The organism is Streptomyces sp. NPDC048734, assembly GCF_043198675.1.
GTDB lineage: Bacteria > Actinomycetota > Actinomycetes > Streptomycetales > Streptomycetaceae > Streptomyces.
The window spans coordinates 366,175-383,038 of record NZ_JBICUZ010000005.1 but is presented as its reverse complement, the minus strand read 5'-3'; the positions used below and the strand labels follow the sequence as shown (position 1 = coordinate 383,038).

The 16,864-nt window shown below is 74.7% G+C and carries 14 protein-coding genes and 2 pseudogenes; 9 read left to right on the top strand and 7 right to left on the bottom strand.

From position 1 onward, the window contains the following. Positions 1 to 26: 26 nt before the first annotated feature. The 3 genes from ACGFQC_RS16620 to ACGFQC_RS16610 are packed head-to-tail and all read right to left on the bottom strand — an operon-like array spanning position 27 to position 3,731. On the bottom strand, positions 27 to 893 hold the full coding sequence (locus ACGFQC_RS16620) for a hypothetical protein (RefSeq protein WP_363088636.1): 867 nt from the start codon (positions 891 to 893) through the stop codon (positions 27 to 29). Further along, on the bottom strand, positions 893 to 2,155 hold the full coding sequence (locus ACGFQC_RS16615) for a VWA domain-containing protein (protein ID WP_363088637.1): 1,263 nt from the start codon (positions 2,153 to 2,155) through the stop codon (positions 893 to 895). The genes ACGFQC_RS16620 and ACGFQC_RS16615 overlap by 1 nt, the downstream gene beginning before the upstream one ends. A gap of 43 nt (positions 2,156 to 2,198) precedes the next feature. Continuing rightward, the gene (locus tag ACGFQC_RS16610; RefSeq protein ID WP_363088638.1) at positions 2,199 to 3,731 is read right to left on the bottom strand and encodes an IucA/IucC family protein; all 1,533 of its coding nucleotides are present in this window, start codon (positions 3,729 to 3,731) and stop codon (positions 2,199 to 2,201) included. 377 nt (positions 3,732 to 4,108) lie between these two features. Here ACGFQC_RS16610 and ACGFQC_RS16605 point away from each other — a divergent pair, with 377 nt between their 5' ends. The 4 genes from ACGFQC_RS16605 (at position 4,109) to ACGFQC_RS16590 (ending at position 10,784) form a co-directional block, all read left to right on the top strand. Then, the gene (locus ACGFQC_RS16605) at positions 4,109 to 5,617 is read left to right on the top strand and encodes an IucA/IucC family protein (RefSeq protein ID WP_363088854.1); all 1,509 of its coding nucleotides are present in this window, start codon (positions 4,109 to 4,111) and stop codon (positions 5,615 to 5,617) included. A gap of 264 nt (positions 5,618 to 5,881) precedes the next feature. Then, positions 5,882 to 6,622: a helix-turn-helix domain-containing protein gene (locus ACGFQC_RS16600; protein WP_363088639.1), complete on the top strand. Its 741-nt coding sequence runs from the start codon at positions 5,882 to 5,884 to the stop codon at positions 6,620 to 6,622. Next, on the top strand, positions 6,619 to 8,004 hold the full coding sequence (locus tag ACGFQC_RS16595; RefSeq protein WP_363088640.1) for a hypothetical protein: 1,386 nt from the start codon (positions 6,619 to 6,621) through the stop codon (positions 8,002 to 8,004). Before ACGFQC_RS16600 ends, ACGFQC_RS16595 begins: the two co-directional genes overlap by 4 nt. Before the next feature lie 83 nt (positions 8,005 to 8,087). Next, positions 8,088 to 10,784 carry a multicopper oxidase domain-containing protein gene (locus tag ACGFQC_RS16590; protein ID WP_363088641.1) on the top strand — a complete coding sequence of 899 codons (2,697 nt, stop codon included), beginning with the start codon at positions 8,088 to 8,090 and terminating at the stop codon, positions 10,782 to 10,784. A 258-nt stretch (positions 10,785 to 11,042) separates the two neighbouring features. Here ACGFQC_RS16590 and ACGFQC_RS16585 read toward each other — a convergent pair whose 3' ends face one another. The 4 genes from ACGFQC_RS16585 to ACGFQC_RS16570 are packed head-to-tail and all read right to left on the bottom strand — an operon-like array spanning position 11,043 to position 14,368. Continuing rightward, positions 11,043 to 11,477: a hypothetical protein gene (locus ACGFQC_RS16585; protein ID WP_363088642.1), complete on the bottom strand. Its 435-nt coding sequence runs from the start codon at positions 11,475 to 11,477 to the stop codon at positions 11,043 to 11,045. A gap of 49 nt (positions 11,478 to 11,526) precedes the next feature. Next, complete coding sequence (locus ACGFQC_RS16580) at positions 11,527 to 12,120, bottom strand: NifU family protein (RefSeq protein WP_363088643.1); 594 nt, start codon at positions 12,118 to 12,120, stop codon at positions 11,527 to 11,529. Then, a complete protein-coding gene (locus ACGFQC_RS16575; RefSeq protein WP_363088644.1) occupies positions 12,117 to 14,066 on the bottom strand; it encodes a ferrous iron transporter B in 1,950 nt (649 codons plus the stop codon). Before ACGFQC_RS16575 ends, ACGFQC_RS16580 begins: the two co-directional genes overlap by 4 nt. Then, positions 14,063 to 14,368: a FeoA family protein gene (locus ACGFQC_RS16570; RefSeq protein WP_363088645.1), complete on the bottom strand. Its 306-nt coding sequence runs from the start codon at positions 14,366 to 14,368 to the stop codon at positions 14,063 to 14,065. The genes ACGFQC_RS16575 and ACGFQC_RS16570 overlap by 4 nt, the downstream gene beginning before the upstream one ends. 390 nt (positions 14,369 to 14,758) lie before the next feature. Between ACGFQC_RS16570 and ACGFQC_RS16565 the strand changes: the two are divergent. From ACGFQC_RS16565 to ACGFQC_RS16545, 5 genes and pseudogenes are all read left to right on the top strand, one after another. After that, positions 14,759 to 14,968: pseudogene (locus ACGFQC_RS16565) on the top strand (helix-turn-helix domain-containing protein); the annotation flags it as partial. An 8-nt stretch (positions 14,969 to 14,976) separates the two neighbouring features. Next, positions 14,977 to 15,075, top strand: a pseudogene (locus ACGFQC_RS16560) (DUF397 domain-containing protein); the annotation flags it as partial. 22 nt (positions 15,076 to 15,097) lie between these two features. Continuing rightward, complete coding sequence (locus ACGFQC_RS16555; RefSeq protein ID WP_363088646.1) at positions 15,098 to 15,622, top strand: hypothetical protein; 525 nt, start codon at positions 15,098 to 15,100, stop codon at positions 15,620 to 15,622. Beyond that, positions 15,616 to 16,530 (top strand): HipA family kinase, encoded by a 915-nt coding sequence (locus ACGFQC_RS16550; protein ID WP_363088647.1) that lies wholly within the window; start codon positions 15,616 to 15,618, stop codon positions 16,528 to 16,530. The genes ACGFQC_RS16555 and ACGFQC_RS16550 overlap by 7 nt, the downstream gene beginning before the upstream one ends. 11 nt (positions 16,531 to 16,541) lie before the next feature. After that, a complete protein-coding gene (locus tag ACGFQC_RS16545; RefSeq protein WP_363088648.1) occupies positions 16,542 to 16,862 on the top strand; it encodes a SelT/SelW/SelH family protein in 321 nt (106 codons plus the stop codon). Positions 16,863 to 16,864 lie beyond the last annotated feature (2 nt).

Genomic DNA, 16,864 nt, shown 5'->3' with positions numbered 1-16,864 from the left:
TCTGAAGGGGCGTCAGGCATGCGGCGTCAGACGCCGGGCGGCACTTGTCCCGGTCGTCCCGGACCGCGGGTCAGCGCGTACCCGCCGATTCCGGCGAGCGCGGCCAGCACACCGCCGATCGCGGTCCACACCCAGCGGTCCGACCACCAGCCGGACGACCAGCCGTCGTCCGGCTCGATGCTCGACAGCACGGCGGAGGCCGACGAGTCGTCCTCGTCCTTCGCCGCCGACGTCACGGCGATGCCCGGCACCAGGGGTTCGGCCAGCGAGCCGTCCACCGCCGCCGCGCCGCCGATGTCCTTGGACTCGACCCGCAGTTCGGCGTCGACCGGCAGACCGAGGTCTGCCGTCTTCAGGCCGACGACGGTCAGCCGGACGTAGTACGTGCCGGGCAGCGGGTCGTTCGCCCACGGCTCCGACCAGGCGCGGACCGTGCGCAGGACACAGGCCGGCTCCACCGAGGTGGTGCCGGGGGCGGCGGTGCGGGTCTGCGCGCCGTACTGACAGGCCTGGCGGCGCCGCAGCCCGTCGTACACGTCGACCTGCCAGGTCTGCCCGGCGTGCTCCGCGGGCAGCTTCACCTTCGCCTTCACGGTGGGCCGCTGTCCCGCGTCGGCCGGGAACGACCAGTACAGGTAGTCGCCCGCGGAGCCGCTCGCGGTGGCCGTCTCCCCCTGGTCGACCTCCGTCGCCGTACGGAACGACGTGCCCGCGGTCGTGGGCGCCGAGCCGTCGCCCGAGGGGCTCGCGGACGGCGTGGAGTCGGCGGCGGCCGGAGCGGCCGCGAGGCCGAGCGCCAGCAGGGCCGTGCCCAGGGCGCGCGTGATCCGTACCCGGTTGATCCGAATTCGGTTCATCCGTACCTGGTTCATCCGTACCCGGTCGATCCGCATCAGTTGGTCCTCCAGACCGCGACACGCCAGCGTGACAGCCAGCCCCACAGCAGACCCGCCAGGAAGCCGACCAGCACCAGGGTGCCGAGCAGCCACCAGCCGCGGCCCAGACCGAACGAGGCCACGTCGCTCGCCCGCGACGGCCCGTCGACCACGTCCACGGTCAGCTCCAGCGGCATGCCCGGCGTGGTCTCCACACCGGCGGCCGCCGAGTAGGAGTTGGTCACCTGCACGCACACCGTCTCGGCCGGCGCCTCGTCGTCGTCGCTCTCCGCCTTCGGGTAGCGCAGACCGGTCGAGATGACGTCGGTGCGGCCGTTGCCCGCCGCCTCACCGCGCACGATCTCCCGGCCGTGCACCGTGACCGCCCGCAGCAGCACCCCGTGGTCGGGGTTCATCGCCCGGTCCGCGGACACGCTCACCGAGGCCCGCAGCTCCTTGCCCGGGTCCAGGTCCACGCGGTACCAGCGCTCCTGGCCGAACTCCTCGCGGTCCGTGTACAGGCCCGACTTCAGCGTCGGCGCCTTCGCGCAGGACTCCGCGCCCTGCGTGGCGACCGGCGTCACCACGGGGTCCGCCGCCCGGTCCACCAACTGGTTGACGCGGTCGGTGAGTTCGTCGGTGTGCTCGATCGAGGTGTAGCTGCCGCCGGTGGCCTCGGCGATGCAGCTGAGCTGCCGGCGCATCTTCACGTTCGGCACCAGGCCGAGGGTGTCGATGGTCAGGCCGATGCCCTTGGCCGCTATCTCGCGGGCCACCTCGCACGGGTCGAGCGGGGCGCAGGTGTCCTCGCCGTCACTGATCAGCACGATGCGCTTGGAGCCGGTGCCCCCGTCGAGGTCCTCCGCCGCCTGCAGCAGGGCCGGGCCGATCGGTGTCCAGCCGGTGGGCGTGAGCGTGGCCACCGCGGCCTTGGCCTCGGTGCGGTCCAGCGGTCCCACCGGGTAGAGCTGCGCGGTGTCCTTGCAGCCGGTCTTGCGGTCGTCGCCGGGGTAGTTGGCCCCGAGGGTGCGGATGCCGAGCCGGACCTCCTCGGGGGTCGCGTCCAGCACCTCGTTGAACGCCTGCTTGGCCGCGGCCATCCGCGAGCCGCCGTCGATGTCCTTCGCCCGCATGGAGCCGCTGACGTCGAGAACCAGGTCGACCTTGGGCGCATTGGCTGTGGTCTCGTCGGCCACCGCCCCGGCCGGGAAGGCGAGCCCGGCCGCGAGCGCGGCGAGCAGGGCGCAGACGCCCGCCGCCAGCCGTTGTGTTCTGATCATCGGCGGATCCTATTGATCAGAGGTGTCCCGCTTCAAAACGGGATCAGAACTCGTGACCCGCGAGCGGATTGGGCAGCCGCGCCCACTGGTCCCCGGACACGTCCGGCGACAGCCGCATCAGCGTCAGCGCCTTCACCGGCACCGACTCCTCGCACAGCGCCCGCAGGTCCACCGTGTCCGGCACCTGCGGCACGGCCGCCGCCAGCGCCGCGCCCAGCGCCTCCCCGCTGCCCACGGTGGCCGCCAGCGCGCCCGCGACCAGCGAGCCGAACAGTTTGCGGCGCAGGGCCGGCACGTCGTCCGTCAGGATCCGGGCCGGCAGCTCCGGCGCCGCCACGCCGTGCCGGGCCAGCCGCGCCGGGCTGACCCGGATGTCGGCCAGGTCCCGGTAGACCAGCCGCACCGGCGCCCCCGACGCCGACAGCACCACCAGCAGGTTCTGCCCGTGCGCCTCCAGGGCCACGCCCTGCTCCAGCAGCCGCAGCCCCACGGTCAGGGCGAGCCGGGCGAACTGTGCCGACCAGGCGGGCGAGGACGGCAGTCCGGTGGTGGCGAGGGCGGCCACCGGGACGACGTGCTCGCCCGGCCCGGCGTACACGCCGGGCGACTCCCGCAACACCGCTGCCAGGTCCGGGGAGTTCGCGGTGACCGCCCCGAGCGAGCGGGTCATGTGCAGCAGGCCGTCCGTGCGTTCCGCCAGGCCCTGCGCGAACGCCGACAGGGCCGCCGAGGCGGCGACCGAACCCACCGAGATGTCCCGCACCGACGACGTCAGCCGGGCGCTCAGCGCCGTCTTCACGTGCGGTCCGCCCGGCACCGCGAGCGTGCGCAGCGACATCAGCGGATGCGCGGCGACGCCCTCCGCGCACGACCGCTTCAGCACGTGCGCCGCCTGCCAGGGATGCACGGGGATCAGCAGTCGTCCGCCGTCCCGCAGTCCGGCGGGCCACCCGCCCGACACGAGACACTCGCCGGCCGGGACCGGCAACAACCCCAGCCGCACCGGCGGCGGCCGGTGCTCCGGCCCGTACGCCAGCTGCTCGGCCACCGAGAAGCCCGGCCGCGAACGGCAGTTGGGGTGGTACGGGTGTCCGTCGACCACCCGCTGCTCCCACTCCCAGTCGTGCGCGGGCCACTCGTGCGGGCGGCGCCTCCCCGGCTTCCGGACGGTGGGCTCCTGACCGGCCCGGGACAACGCCAACGACGCCGTACTGTCCGCCAGCTCGGTGGCGAGGCCCTCGCCGTGCGGCACGGCGAGGGCCGTCGTCAGCCGCGCGGGATCGTCGTACGCCGTCCCTTCCAGGTCGACGGCCGTCACCCGGTCCACGGTCGCGTACGGGTCGGAGCGCGGGCCGTGCAGGCGGCGGCCGTCGGCGAGGCGCAGCGTCAGGCCGTCCCGGGACGGCTCCCGGCGCACGACCCACGGCAGCGGCTCGTGCGCGAGCGCCCGCCACAGGCGGGTCAGCACGGCCGCGCGGGCGCCGGGCAGCTCGGCCGCGAACCGCGCACCGAGCGCGGGGCGCACGGCGGCGAGACCGGCGGCCAACTCGGCCTCGGCGGTGGGGGGACGGTGCACGGGCGGGCTCCTCGGGTACGGGTCGGGTACAGGTCGGTACAGGTCGGGCACGAGCAGGACGTCACGGACGGGTCGTGACCCCGGCGATACTGATCGTCTCCGCCCGAAAGAACCGTAAGGAACCAGTGGAACGCGTGGACCTCATCCCCCCGCCCGCCGACCCCGCCGACCCCGCCGACCCCGCGGCGCTCGCAGAGCCCGCCTTGGCCGCCGACGCCGCGGGACCGGGTGTCGACGGCATCGGACGGGGTGTCGGTGTCGCGGGACCGGGTGTCGACGGCACCGGACGGGGTGTCGGTGCTGCCGGACCGGACTCCGGTGCCACCGGACGGGGAACCGGTGCCGCCGCGTCCGGCTCCGGTGCTGCCGGCCGGGGCGTGGACGCCGCCGGACGGGGCGCCGAACCCGTCGGCCCGGATGCCTTCGCCGTCCGGGCCGACGCCCTCGCGGCCGCGCCGCTGCTGAACTGTCTGCTGCGGGAGGTGGCCGAACCGCGGTCCGGGGACGGCGTACGGCAGGTGTACCGGCTGCCCTCCGGCCGCCTGCTGCGGGTGCGCGGCACCCGGCGGCCCGTCGAACCCGAGGTGCGCGCGGACGGCGCCTGGCACCGGCTCGACCACCGCGGCCTGGTCGACCTGGCCGGCACGGAACTGCGCCACCGCACCGGCCTGGCCAACCCCGGGCTGCCCGCCGAGATGCTGGACAGCAGGGACGCCGTCGCCGCGCTCCTCGCCGCACGCGCGCGTGCCACCCCGCCCGAGGACCCCTACCTGCGCTCCGAGCAGTCCCTCCTCACCGGCCATCCGCACCACCCCGCCCCCAAGACGCGCGGCGGCGGCCCACCCGAGAGCTGGCTGCCGTACGCGCCCGAGGCGTACGCCCGCTTCCCGCTGGTGCTGCTGGCGCTGCGCGAGGACACGGTGGTGGAGGAGGGCGACACCACCGCGCTGGACGCCCTCGGCGAGGCCCCGCCCGGCTACCGGCTGCTGCCCGCCCACCCCTGGCAGCTGGACCTCGCCCGTACCGCGTTGGCCCCCGCCTTCGCCGACGGCCGTCTGATCCGGCTCGGCACCACCGCCTTCGACGTGTGGCCCACCGCCGCCGTGCGCACCCTGTACGCACCCGGGCGGGACCTGTTCCTGAAGGTCAGCCTCGACGTGCGCATCACCAACGACGTCCGCCGGCTCTGGCGGCACGACCTGCTGGGGCTGCGCCGGACCGACGCGGCCGTCGGCAAGGCCTTCGAGGCGGCCCGCGGCCCCGCGGCCTGGCTCAGCGACCGTGGGTACCGCACCGCCGGCTTCGCCTTCGAGGAACTCGCCGTGCTGGTCCGCGACGGGCTGCACGCGCACGTGACGCCCGGCGCGACCCCGCTCCTCGCCGCCGGTCTCGTGGAGGGCTTCGAGGGCAGCCCGCTCGCCGCCACGGCCGACCCGGCGCTCTGGTGGGAGGCGTACCTGCGCGCGGTCGTCCCCCCGGCGCTCGCCGCCTTCGCCGACCACGGCGTCGTCCTGGAGGCCCACCTCCAGAACACCCTCGTCGCCGTCGACGCCACCGGACTGCCGGTACAGGCCCTGTTCCGGGACGCCGAGGGCGTCAAGCTGCTGCCCGACGTCGAGCGGGCCGCCGGCTGGGAGCGGCTCGTGTACTGCCTGGTCGTCAACCACCTCACCGAGGTCGCCGCCGCCCTGGCCGAACACCACCCCGGCTTCGACCCCTGGCCCGCCGCCCGCCGCGAGCTGGCCCGCCACGACCTCCCCGAGGTACGCGCCCTCCTCGCGGCGCCCACCCTGCCCGGCAAGACCAACCTGCTGCTGCGCTGGACGGACGCGGACGGCGCCGACGCCCGCTACCTGCCGTTGCCCAACCCGCTGGCCCGCGCATGATCTGAACCGCGCGCCGGCCGATGTGCCGCGCGGGGTGCGCCGCGACGGTTTCGACGCCTCGACGGTTTCGATGCCCTGACGCCTGACGCCTGACGCCTGACGCCTGACGCCTGACGCCTGACGCCTGACGGCTGACGGCTGACGGCTTCGGCGGCCACCGCGTGCTGGGCCGATGTGATGGACGGGGTGCACGTGAGGCACTCGTGAGGTGCCCGTGAGGCACTCGTGAGGGCTCGGCGTTCCGGCAGTCGATATAGTACGGACATGTCCGTGGAAAATAACGGCCCGCTCCCCGGCAGCGGATCGAACCGTCTGCCACTCTCCCGGCAGCGCCGCGGAGTCCTTCAGCACCTGCGCGGCCAGGCCGCCCCCGTGACCGTGACGGCGCTCGCGCAGGTGTGCGCGCTGCACGCCAACACCGTCCGCGAGCACCTGGACGCCCTGGTGGACGACGGTCTCGCCGTACGCGAACGGTCCGCACCCTCGGGGCGCGGCCGTCCCGCCTGGCGCTACCGGGCACGTCCGCCGCAGGGGTCCCCCGCACGGGAGTACGCCGGGCTCGCCGCCGTACTCGCCGCCCAGATCGCCCGCTCCAGCGCCGATCCGCGGGCGGACGCCCTCGCCGCGGGCGAGGAGTGGGGACGCGTCCTGACCGCCGGGCAGGAGCCGACGGCGGATCCCGAAGAAGCGCGGACACGGCTGCTGCACCTTCTCGCGGAGATCGGTTTCGCACCGGAGGCGGACGCCCGGGCGCGCCGGGTCCGGCTGCGCCGCTGCCCCTTCGTCGAGGCGGCCCGCCAACACCCCGGCGTCATCTGCGGCGTTCACGAAGGGCTGGCCCGGGCCGGCCTCGACGCCCTGAGCGGGACGCCCCAGGACGTCGAACTGCTTCCGTTCGCCGAACCCGACGCCTGCCGTCTCCACTTGGACACGGGCACCGCCCCGGGGGACCCGGACGCCGCGCAGCACCCCCACCGGCCCACCACCCCCGAGGAGAACCGGTGACCTCCGGCGCCCCGACCCCTGCCGCCCCGACCCCTGCCGCTCCGAGCCCTGCAGTCCCGACCTCCGCCGCCCGGCGCGCGGGCGCCCGCCGGGCGCCCCTGCTGCTGGCCGCCGGTCTCTGTCTGCTCGCCGGCCTCGACGCCGCCCTCGTCCTGCTCGGACTGCCCGCCCCGGTGACCGGCGACCGGCTGCCGAAGGTCCACGGCGTGCTGCTGGTGCTCGGCTTCGCCGGCACGCTGGTGGCGCTGGAACGCGCGGTCGCCCTGGGCGGCCGCTGGCCGTACCTCGCCCCCGCCGGCCTCGGCGCCGGGGGCCTGTTCCTGCTCACCCCGGTCGACCTGGTCGTCCCGCGGCTGCTGCTCGTCGCCGGTTCCGCCGCCCTGATCGTCCTGTACATCCGCTTCTGGCGCCGGCAGCCGAGTGCCTCCCTGCTCGCGCAGGCCGCGGGCGCCGTGTCGGCGCTCGGCGCGGCACTGCTGTGGCTGGGCGGCCTCGACGTTCCGCGGATGCTGCCCTGGCTGGTCGCGTTCCTCGTCCTGACCATCGCGGGTGAACGGCTGGAACTGGCGCGGGTGGGAGCCCTGACGCCGTCGGCGGAGCAGACCTTCCTGGGCTGTGTCGCTGCCGTCGTCACCGGCGTCGTCACCACCCTCATGTGGCCCGCGACGGGCAGCCTGCTCCTCGGTGCCGGCCTGCTCGCGCTGGTCTCCTGGCTCGTCGTGCACGACGTCGCCCGTCGTCTGCTGCGCTCCACCGGTCTGCCCCGCTTCACCGCGGCGTGCCTGCTCGCCGGGTACACGTGGCTGGGCCTGGCCGGCACCCTGTGGCTGCTGGCCGGACCGGTCACCGACGGCACCCGCTACGACGCGCTGGTGCACGCCGTCTTCCTGGGCTTCGTCATGTCGATGATCATGGCGCACGCCCCGGTGATCCTGCCGGCCGTGCTGCGCCGCCCCCTGCCGTACCACCCGGCGCTCGCGGTGGCGGCCTGGCTGCTGCACCTCTCCCTCGCCCTGCGCGTGGTGATCGGTGATCTCCGCGAGGTCAGAGAGGCGTGGCAGGTCGGCGGGGCGCTCAACATCGCCGCCGTCCTGCTGTTCGTCCTGACGGCGGCGACCACGTCGGTGACCGCCACCCGGCGCGCGTCCGCAGCGGCACGGACCACCGGCTCGCGCAGGAGCGCGGATCCCGGCGTGGTGGCCGTCCGGCCCAGGTCCGCCGATCCCGGTCCGGCCAGCGTCCCGCCCAGGGGCGCCGATCCCGGCGCGGTGGTTGCCCCGCCGAGGGGTGCCGATCCCGGTGCGGCCACCATCACGCCCAGGCCCGCCGACACCGGCGCGGCCACCGCCTCCGCCTCCGCCGACCCGAGGAACCCCCGGTGACCACGCACCTGTCTCCCCCTACGGCGAGCGGACCCGCCCCGCGGCCGCCGGGACGATCACCGCGCGCCCTCTGGCACCTCGGCGTGAACACGATCGTGTTCGCCTGGCTCGCTCTGTTCGCCGCGGCCGCGTCCGCCCATCACTTCCTGCCGCACTCCTCCTGGCTGCTCGTCCACGTGCTGCTGCTCGGGGCGGTCACCAACGCGGTCGTCATCTGGTCGGGGCACTTCGCCGCGTCCGTGCTCCGGCTGCCCGAGGCGAACCGGAGCGCCCCCGCGGCGCTGCGGCTGCTCTGCCTGAACGCCGGAGCCGTCACCGTGACGGTCGGTATGCTCGTCGGGCGGTGGCACGTCGTCCTCGTCGGCGCGGGCCTCGTCGCGGCCGCGGTCGTCGCCCACGCCGTGTGGCTGGTCCGGCTCCTGCGCAGGGCCCTGCCCGGCAGGTTCTCCATGACCGTGCGCTACTACATCGCCGCTTCCGCCCTGCTGCCGACGGGTGCCGCGCTCGGTGTCGTCATGGCCCGCGGCGATCTCGCCGGTGATCTCTCCGACCGGCTGCTGATCGCGCACGAGATGATCAACCTGCTCGGCTGGGTCGGCCTCACCGTCGCCGGAACGCTCGTCACCCTGTGGCCGACGATGCTGCGCACCCGGGTGGCGGACGGCGCGGAACGCGCGGGGCGCACCGCCCTCCCCGTCCTGCTCGCCGGACTCGCCGCGGCCGTCGCCGCCGCACTGCTCGCCCCTCCGCCCCTGGCCGCCCCCGGCGTGGCCGGCTACGCCGCCGGGCTCGTGGTCGCGGGCAGGCCCTGGCTGCGCGAGGCCCGCGCGAAGACGCCGCGCTCCTTCGCCGCATGGGCGGTGGCCGCGGGCTGCCTGTGGCTCGCCGGATCGCTGACGGCCCTGGCCGGCATCCTCGTGTCCACGACGTCCTGGACGACGGTGGCGGAGCGCGTGTCCCTGCTGACCGCGCCGCTCGCCGCCGGCTGGATCGCCCAGGTGCTGCTCGGGGCGCTCAGCTTCCTCGTGCCTGTGGTCCTGGGCGGCGGCCCCGCGGCCGTACGCGCCGCCACCGCGGGACTCGAACGGGCCTGGCCCGCCCGGCTGGCCGTCACCAACGCCGCACTGCTGCTCTGCGTGCTCCCGGTGCCGTCCACGGTCCGGGTGGCGTGCTCGTCGCTGCTGCTGGGGATGCTGCTGTACTTCCTCGTCCTGCTCGTGCTCACGGTCGTCCGCGGCGTGCGGAACCGCCGCAGGGCGGCACGCGGGGACACGGCCCCGGCGTCCGCCCCGGCCCCGGCCCCGGCGTCCGCCCCGGCCCCGGCGTCCGCCGAGGTGTCGGCGGCGCCGCACCGTGTGCTCGGCGGCGCGGCCCTCGGGCTCGCGGTCGTGGTGCTGGCCGTCGCGGCGGGCGGGGCGGTGGACGTGCGTTCGCTGCCCGCCGCGGGCCGGTCCGCCGCCACGACCGCGGACGGCGTCGGCGAGGTGCGGCCGACCGGCCGCACCACCACCGCCGACGTGACGATCCGCGGCATGCGGTTCTCCCCTTCCGCCGTCGACGTGCCCGCGGGGAACCGCCTGGTGGTCCGGCTGCACAACACCGGCACCGACACGCACGACCTGGTGCTGGAGACCGGGGCCCGCACCGACCGACTCAGCCCCGGGGAACGGGACACCCTGGACGCGGGAGTCGTCGGCCGGGACCTCTCGGGCTGGTGCTCGGTGGTCGGGCACCGCCAGACGGGCATGGTCCTCGCGGTACGGGTCACGGGCGCCCGGGCGTCCGACGAGGCCGGCGGCAGCGACGGAGGCGGCGGCACCGGCTCCGGGGAAGGCGGCGGCACCACGCACGACCACGGCGGGGGAGCGTCCGAGGGGACGGGCGAGTCCGCCGCGGAAGCGTTCGACCCGATGGCCGGGCCCGCCGAGGGCTTCGCCGCCCGCGACGCCGAACTGCCGCCCGCGGCAGACGGATCCGGCCCCCGGCTGCACCGGCGGACCTTCACCGTCGAGGAGGCGGAGACCGAGGTCGCGCCCGGCGTGCGGCAGACGCTGTGGACCTTCGACGGGACGGCGCCCGGCCCCGTACTGCGCGGCCGCGTCGGTGACACCTTCGAGATCACCCTCGTCAACGACGGGACGATCGGTCACTCGGTCGACTTCCACGCCGGAGCGCTGGCGCCGGACCGGCCGATGCGCACCATCCAGCCCGGCCGGTCGCTGACGTACCGGTTCAAGGCCACCCGCAGCGGGGTGTGGATGTACCACTGCTCGACCATGCCGATGTCCCTGCACATCGCCAACGGCATGTTCGGCACGGTGATCATCGACCCGCCCGGCCTGCCGGAGGCGGACCGCGAGTACGTGCTGGTCCAGTCCGAGTTCTACCTGGGCGAGCAGAACGGGACGGCCGACGCGGACAAGGTGAACGCCAAGGAGCCCGACATGGTCGCCTTCAACGGGTACGCCAACCAGTACGACCACGACCCGCTGACGGCGAGGACCGGTGAACGCGTGCGGATCTGGGTCCTGGCGGCGGGACCGAACGTGTCCAGCGCCTTCCACGTCGTGGGCGGTCAGTTCGACACCGTCTTCCGCGAGGGCGCCTACGATCTGGGACCGGGAGACTCCGAGCGCGGTGGGGCACAGGTCCTCGATCTCGCTCCCGCGTCGGGCGGATTCGTCGAGCTGTCCTTCCCCGAAGCGGGCGACTACCCCTTCGTCACGCACGTCATGACCGACGCGGAACGCGGCGCACACGGCGTCTTCCGCGTGCGCTGACCGGCCGCCGCACCCCCGGGGCGGTGACGATCCGGCCCACGGTGGCCGGGCTCACCGACGCGGATGTGCCCGACGGCTGCGTCCGCCACGATCCGCCGCCGGGCCGCCCTGCCCGCCCACCCCGCCCGGCCACCCCGCCCGGGTGTGCCGCACCCGGCGGCGACGGTCCCCGGGAGACGGGAGACGGGAGACGGGGGACGGGGGACGGGGGACGAGGGACGGGAGAGGAGCAGGCCGCGTCGCCCCCGGCCGGGTGGCTCACGCGCGGGAGCCGGCGGCCTCGGTCGGTCCCGAGGAGAGCCACCGCACCACCGTCTCGGCCCTGTACGGCCTGCCGTCCGGGGCGATGTGCCGCAGGAAGTCCGGATCCTGGCCGATGGTGACGACGGGCGGCTCGACCACGCCCCGCGGGCGGCGCCGTCCGAACCCGACGGCGGCCGGCAGCCCGTTGCACGGACACCGCCGCCCCTCGGTCCGCCCGGCGTCCCCGCTCTTGCGGACGTACGCCGCACGAGGCTCCGCCGGGCAGCGGTAGCCGATGGCGCCACGAGGGGTGCGGTAGGGCGTACGTGGACAGCCGAGGTCGCGGACGCGGGCGCTGGCGTCGCCGACTTCGGGGTCGGCCGGGGTGCCGGGCAGGTCGGCGACCCTGAAGGGGAACGCGGTCGGGGAGGCGGCCGGATCGTTGCTCACCGTCAGCCCGCCGGCCGGTTCACGCAGGCGTGCGGTGGGGCCGGGGTGGTCAGGAGGGCGTCTCGGGGGAGTCGTGCGGTCGGCCGAACAGACTTGTCGGAAAGGCGGCGTTGCGGACCTCGCGCAGACCGGGATGGCGCCGCCGCAGTTGACGCTCCAGGCGCTGGTGCAGCGTGAACCACGAGGCGGGGCAGCCGTGGCAGGCGCCTCCGAGGCGGACGGTGACGATGCCGTCGCGTACGCCGACAAGGCCGATGCTGCCGCCGTGGGACCGGACGAAGTCACCCACCTCCCCGGCGAGCACCTCGCGTACCACGCCGTACAGCAGCGCGTCGTCGTCGCAGGGGGTGCTGCCGCGGGCCGGGACCCATCCGGAGGGGTCGCCGAGAGCGGTGTGCAGCACGCTGCGGACCCTGGCGCCCTCCCGGGACCAGGTGCGGCCCGCACCGAGGCGGGTGACGACGGCCTCGCCCTCCAGGGCGATCTCCGCGAGGGTGCCGTCCGCCATCAGCGCGGCCAGCGGTTCGGGTACCTCGGCGAGCGGGCCGGTGCCGGTGAGGATTCCGGCGGGGATGATCCAGCGCAGCCGGTCGGACCGGCCGGGCACTCGTTGCGGGTGCAGGGGGATCACGGTTCGGGTCACCCGCCCAGCAGGACGGTGACCGTCCGCGCCAGGTAGGCCATCAGCCAGGCCAGCGCGGTCAGATACGCGAAGGCGGTGGCCGGCCATCTCCAGGTGCCGGTCTCCCGGCGCAGAACCGCCACGGTGGCCATGCACTGCAGCGCGTAGACGAAGTAGACCAGCAGCGCGGCGATGGTGGGCGCGGTGAACACCGGTTGTCCGGCGCGGGGCCCGTCGGAGTAGGTCATGGCCCGTAGGGCCTGTGCCGGCTGTTCGGGGTCCTCGGCGGCGGCGACCTGGCCGAGGGTGGCGACGAAGGTCTCGCGGGCTGCCTGGGCGGACAGGACGCCGACGTTGATGCGCCAGTCGAAGCCCAGCGGGTCGAAGACGGGGGCCACCGCCCGGCCCAGGCCGGCGGCGTAGCTGTGGTCGACGGTGTAGGCGGAGACGGCCGTGGGGCTGGTGGTGTCCACGCCCGCCGCCTGCATCTGCGCGGCCGTGTGCAGCGGCAGGTTCAGCAGCAGCCACAGGACGATGCTGGTGGCGACGATGACGGTCGAGCACTTGCGCAGGAAGGCACGTGCGGAGGACCACATCGCCACCAGCACCGCACGCGGGGCGGGCAACCGGTAGGGCGGCAGCTCCATGAAGAACGGCACCGGTCGGCCGTGACGGTCTCCGAGCTTCTTGAACGCCCAGGCGGCCAGCACCGCCGACACGGCGCCGAGCAGGTACAGACCGAACATGACCAGGCCCTGCGCGCCGAACGGTCCGGCCTTCGCGGACGGGTCCACCAGCAGGCCGATGAGCAGCACGTAGACCGGAAGCCGCGCCGAGCAGGTCATCAGGGGCGCGGCCATCATGGTGGCCAGGCGGTCCTTGGCCGAGGGCAGGGTGCGCGTGGCCATGATGCCGGGGATCGCGCAGGCGAACGAGGACAGCAGCGCCACGAAGGCCCGGCCCTCCAGGCCGAAGCGGGCCATCACCCGGTCCATCAGGAACGCCGCCCGCGCCATGTACCCCACTCCCTCCAGCAGGGCCAGGAGCAGGAACAGCAGCACGATCTGCGGGACGAACACCAGCACGCCACCGACCCCGCCGATCAGGGCGTCCCCCAGGAGTCCGGACAGCCACGGATTGCCGACATGGTCGTCCACCTGGGCCGACAGCCACGCGAACAGGGCCGCCACCCGGTCCTGCAGCGAGGCGGCCAGGGTGAAGACGGTCTGGAAGAACAGTGCCATCACCGCGAAGAACACCGCCGTGCCCCAGACCGGATGCAACAGCACTGCGTCGACGCGCTGGGTGATCCGGTGACGCTCGGGGGGCCGGTAGCCGGCATGGGCCAGGACCGATTCCGTCCAGGCGTCCCGCTCCGCCGGGTCCACGGGCGGTGCCACGGCCGGAACCGGCCAGGCGCGCCAGGTGGTGAGCAGCTCGCGCAACCGCGCGATGCCGTGACCGCGGTGGCCGATCACGGGCAGGGCCGGCACGCCGAGCGCCCGGGCGAACGCGTCGAGGTCCAGGCGGCCCTGACGGCGGGCCAGTTCGTCGGTGAAGGTCACCACCACACAGGTCGGCAGTCCGCGGGCCAGGACCTGGGCGACGAACCCCAGGGAACGCCGCAGCGTGGTGGCGTCCGCCACGACCAGCAGCGCGTCCGGCCGCTCCGCGCCCTCCAGCCGGCCGTCCAGCACATCGACGGTGATCCGCTCGTCCGGGCTGACCGGCTCCAGGCCGTAGGTGCCCGGCAGATCCTCGATCACGTGCCGGTGCGGGCCCGTACGGGAGGTCCCGACGAACCGGGACACCGTCACCCCGGGGTAGTTGCCGGTCTTGGCACGCAGGCCCGTCAGGCCGTTGAAGACACTGGTCTTGCCCGAGTTGGGAGCACCGACCAGGGCGATCCGCGGCGCCCCGGCCGGGGTCACGTCCGCGCCCTCTCGGGCGTGGCAGTCCGCGCTCACCGCTGCGCCTCGACGATGTGCACGTACGCGGCCTGCGCCCGGCGCAGACACACCTCGTAGTCCTTGACCCGGTAGAGGACCGGGTCGCGCAGCGGCGCCCGGCGCACCACCTCCACCACCGCGCCCGGGGTGAATCCGAGGTCGTGCAGTCGGCGGACCACGGTGGGCTCACCGTCGGCGACGACTCCGGTCACCGAGGCGCGGGCGCCGGGCGCCAGGTCCGCCAGGGAGCGCGGCAGGGCGTCGACGACGGAGACCCCCGGACCGTCCGCTTCGTCGAACACTCCGTCCGTGCGCCTCATGTGCGTCTCCACCCCGTCGCGCCGGGCACGTCCGCCCGGCAATCGATCGCCGACAAAGGTGAGGCTAGGCTTACCCGCACGGGAAGACCTGGGGCTTGTGACCCCCGAGGCATGGGCCGCTCGGCCCCATCAACCCCGGCCACACGGCCCACAGCGGGAAGGCTGGGTGCTTCACCGGCTGCGGGGCCGAAAAGCTCCATGGAGTTCCGGGGAGTTCCGTGGGCGAGGCTGTGCGGACCGTGGCCGTCCGCAACTCATGGCACACAGGCCGTACGTTGCGTGAGCGTACGGGCGCATTCCGTGGACGGTGCGACGGTTCGTGCGTCACGTTGAGTTTCGTCGGATGTGGGACGGCGAACAGTGCGCGCAGGGAACCGGAGGTGGCCGCGGATGACCGACGGCGGCGTGGTGGAGGACGAGGGTGTGCCGGGCGGCGAGGCGGACCGGGAACCCGGTCCCTCGGACAGCCTGCGGACGTTCGGGGCGGTCATGCAGGCACTGCGCGAGCACGCGGGGTACAGCAGAACCGAGTTCGCGAGCCTGGTGAGTTTCTCCAGGCACACGATGGAGTCGGTGGAGTTGGGGCGGCGGATGCCCGACGTGGCGTGGCCGTGTGCGTAGGGGACTCCAAGGACGTCACGCGCCCGCATTTCGCCGTCGGCCGTGGGGGGTGGGTGCGGTTCGTGGAGTTCGCGACGGAGGCGTGACGTCCCTTCGCGGGTGCCGCCGGTGCGCGACGCCGAGGCGGCGCGGGGATCAGAGGCGTCGGATCACCCGCAGCTTGTCCGTGTGGAGGTCGCTCGGCGTGCCGTCGATGATCGACCTGCCGCCGACGCCGGCCATGGTCGGCCCGTTCGGTGTCTTGCGGCTGGAGACGAAGCGGCGCTCGCCGTGCTGGTCGACGCCCAGGTAGATGCCGGTGTGGGAGACGGCACCGTCGTCGGGACCGTTCCGGAAGAGCAGACCGCCGATCCGCAGGGCGTCGAGCGGGGGCGGCGCGTCGGCGGCCCGGGCGACGACGACGCCGGGGCCGGCCCCGGCCTGCCGCTGCGGCCTGCGCGGCAGGCACGCCGGATGTCCTTCGCCCTCCGGCCGGGGGCGGAGGACGACGGGAGGAAGTCTGTGTCACGCTTGGTTATCGTGCTCGCCTCACGCCCGAGGGGAAGCAAGGGCCGCACCGCCATGGACGGACCGCTGCGAGACAGGAAGACGAGAATGCCGGTCGAAGAGCCGCGGAGCCTCGGACGATGCTGAGAGAGGTCACCGCGACCCGCTACGTCGAACCCCTCCACTCCGGCGGCTCCGTCCCCGGCGTCGTCGAGGCCGACGACCTGGGGACCTACGTCGTGAAGTTCACCGGCTCCGCGCAGGGCCGCAAGGCGCTGGTCGCCGAGGTGGTCGTGGGGGAGCTGGCGCGGGCGCTCGGGCTGCGTTTCCCGGAACTGGTCCTGGTCCACTTCGACCCGGCGATCGCGGGCGGCGAGCCCCACCAGGAGGTACGAGACCTGCACGCCGCCAGCCACGGCCTCAACCTCGGCATGGACCACCTGCCGGGCGCGCGGGACTTCACCCCGGACGTCGCCGAGGTGTTCCCCGTGGACTCCCTGGAGGCCGGCCGGATCGTCTGGCTCGACGCCCTCACGGTCAACGTCGACCGGACCGTGCACAGCTCCAACCTGATGGTGTGGCCCACGCTCGGCACCGTGCCGCCGCGCCTGTGGCTGATCGACCACGGGGCCGCCCTCGTCTTCCACCACCGCTGGGACGGCTCCGACCCGGCGAAGAGGTACGACTTCCGCCACCACGCCCTCGGCCGCTACGCGCCCGACGTCCGGACCGCCGACGCCGAACTGGCGCCGAAGGTGACCGAGGAACTGCTGCGGCGGATCGTGGCCGAGGTCCCGGACGCCTGGCTCCTGGACGAGCCGGCCTTCGCGACCGCCGACGAGGCCAGGACGGCGTACGTGAACCACCTCCACGCGCGCGCACGGGCCTCCGCGGCGTGGCTGCCCACGGACTTCCCCACCGGGGACGAACTCGCCGCCGAGGAGGCCCGGCGGGCGGCGAGGACACGGCAAGGACGGCCGGACTGGCTCAAGCGGGTCCCCGACCTGCACGGCAAGCCGGCCGCGGAACAGGATTGGTCGGTTCACCTCGGATGACGGACACACGGATGGCGGGCACACGGCCCGAGGGGAGCGACCCGCGGCGGATCGAGATCGAGTACTGCACCCAGTGCCGCTGGCTGCCCCGCGCGGCCTGGCTGGCGCAGGAGCTGCTCACCACCTTCGAGGCGGAGCTGACCGAGCTGGCCCTCAGGCCGGGCACGGGCGGGGTCTTCGTCGTCCGGGTCGGCGACGAGGTCGTCTGGGACCGCCGCGAGCAGGGTTTCCCGGAGCCCACCGCGGTCAAGCGGCTCGTCCGCGACCGGGTGGCCCCGGGACGGTCCCTGGGCCACTCGGATAGGCCGGACATGCCGGACAGGGCGGAATGAGC